Origin of the sequence: Zoogloea ramigera (assembly GCF_006539865.1) — a bacterium.
GTDB classification, from domain to species: domain Bacteria; phylum Pseudomonadota; class Gammaproteobacteria; order Burkholderiales; family Rhodocyclaceae; genus Zoogloea; species Zoogloea ramigera.
This window is the reverse complement of sequence record NZ_BJNV01000188.1, coordinates 1-858: the sequence shown is the minus strand read 5'-3', so window position 1 is coordinate 858 and position 858 is coordinate 1. Positions and strand designations below refer to the sequence as shown.

Here is an 858-nt window from a genome sequence, read left to right as displayed (position 1 = left end):
CCCGCTTCGGGGAGAAGGCGGTCGGCCAGATCACCAAGGCTGACGTACTTGCCTACCGCGCCGAACTCGGCAAAGTGACTGCGCGGGGCAAGGAAACAAAGCTGTCTGCTGCACGGATCAACAAGATGCTGAACCCGCTCAGGCAAATCCTCAACGAAGCGGCCGACCGCTTTAATTTTCCCACGCCTTGCCAGAACATCAAACAGCTGCGCATCAAGCGCACCGATGTGGATCCCTTCTCCCTCGAGGACGTGCGCTCCATCCTCGCCACGGTGCGGGAGGATTTCCGCGACTACTTCACCGTGCGCTTCTTCACCGGGATGCGCACCGGTGAGGTGGATGGGCTGAAGTGGAAGTACGTGGATTTCGAGCGCCGGTTGATCCTGGTGCGGGAGACGGTGGTCCTCGGCGACGAGGAGTACACCAAGACCGACGGCTCGCAGCGGGATATCCAGATGAGCCAGCTCGTCTTCGAGGCCTTGAAGCGCCAGCAGGCGGCAACCGGCAAGGTTTCGGCGTTCGTGTTCTGTAATCGGCTCGGCAAGCCCCTCGACCACAAGAACGTGACGAACCGGGTCTGGTATCCCCTCCTCCGCCACTTGGGGCTCAAGAAGCGGCGGCCTTACCAGTGCCGGCACACGGCGGCCACCCTGTGGCTGGCGGCCGGCGAGGCGCCGGAGTGGATCGCGCGGCAACTCGGCCACACGACCACCGAGATGCTGTTCCGGGTCTATTCCCGCTACGTCCCCAACCTGACCCGCCGGGATGGTTCGGCCTTCGAGCGCCTGATCACCCAGTCGATTGCCGACACCCCGTTGCCCGTGAGTCCTGTCGAGGAGAGCCGCCATGTCTGATGCC

The 858-nt window shown here is 63.5% G+C and carries 1 protein-coding gene; it reads left to right on the top strand.

Annotated features, from left to right (window positions below):
- Positions 1 to 854, top strand: an 854-nt coding sequence (locus ZRA01_RS20375; protein WP_141355196.1) for a tyrosine-type recombinase/integrase, incomplete at its 5' end; no start/stop codon positions are given.
- Positions 855 to 858: the final 4 nt, after the last annotated feature.